1 protein-coding gene and 1 pseudogene are annotated in these 1,188 nt (G+C 65.8%); both read right to left on the bottom strand.

All coding sequences use genetic code 11. The annotated features are described in order from the left end of the window. Window positions 1-395, bottom strand: a pseudogene (locus MKK82_RS20695) (flagellar protein); the annotation flags it as partial. A 622-nt stretch (window positions 396-1,017) separates the two neighbouring features. Then, window positions 1,018-1,188, bottom strand: a 171-nt coding sequence (locus MKK82_RS20690) for a Holliday junction DNA helicase RuvB C-terminal domain-containing protein (RefSeq protein ID WP_279603173.1), incomplete at its 5' end; no start/stop codon positions are given.

The raw sequence follows: 1,188 nt of genomic DNA, 5'->3' as shown, positions 1-1,188 counted from the left end.
GAGACGGAGGTGCCGTTGATGGTCATCAGCACGGTCGAGGACGCGGAACTGGTGCTGTAGGCGTTGGCGGCGGTGCCGGCGGTGGAGAGCTGGGTCGAGAGCGCCTGGTGGGCGATCGACTTGTCCTGGTCGACGAGCATCTGGATGGAGGTGATGCCCTGGTTGGCCGCCTGGATCGACTGCACGCCGTTGGAGAGGCCGTCCTGCAGGGTGGTGAGGCTTGTGGCGCGGCCGTCGAGGGGCGGGGCGCTGAAGGAGGTGGGGGGGCTGTCGAGGGCGGGGTTGACCGGCTTGCCGGTGGGGAGGCGGTTCTGCGTGGTAGCCATCAGCTGCGCCGTGTCCTGCAGCGAGAGCAGGTTCTGACGCGTGGCAGCGGATAGAGTGATCGAGGACATTCTACGAAATCCCTTTCGTACGCTTGAACTTCAAGGGGCCACCAAGCCGCTCCCCGAAGGCATTCCGCCGAGAACAGCTCAATACGCTCAATTTTGCACTCTCTCAGGGCGGATAAGATCCAATCCGATCTTGAGAGCTATTGGCGCTATGTTTCACACGAGAATGTTAAAAGTCCGCTAACCAATCGGATAAACGCGCCGGCAACGCTGCCGCTTAACCATCATGCCGTCCCGGACCGCCGCCGAACCGGAAGGCGCTCCCGATGCAGCACGCCGTCAGTCCCGCGGGCGCTGACCTGAGAACAGCATCCGCGGCCCCGGGCAGCGTTGCGGAACCCGTGCAAGCGCACCGGCGCGATGCGCGATACGACGCATCGAGTACTTACCGCTTCGAACTATGAAGATGCGCGCCGCTCGACTTCGATTTACAGGGGCGGACACGGCCGCGCCGGTACCATCCTGCGACGCTCACGGGAAAACAGCGAGGCGCGACGCTGCGCGGCACGCCGGATGTCCTGACCGCTGCCCTGAAAAGTCATAAGACAGCACGACGTCGGCCTGTCGCGTCAGCGACGCGCCGACGACCCCGGTCCGCCGGGCGTCACCGAATCGGCAGGGCGCCTCAGGCGGCTACCGGGGCCGGCTCTGTCTTGGGCTGCGCGATTCCGAGGTGCTGGTAGGCGTGTCGGGTGAGGATGCGGCCCCGGGGGGTGCGCTGCACGAAGCCGCGCTGGATCAGGTAGGGCTCGATGATGTCCTCGATGGCGTCGCGCGGCTCCGACAGCGCCGCCCC

The sequence above is a fragment of the Methylobacterium sp. E-046 genome, assembly GCF_022829625.1.
GTDB lineage: Bacteria > Pseudomonadota > Alphaproteobacteria > Rhizobiales > Beijerinckiaceae > Methylobacterium > Methylobacterium longum.
The sequence above is the reverse complement of the archived record's forward strand: the minus strand, read 5'-3'. Positions and strand labels throughout refer to the sequence as shown.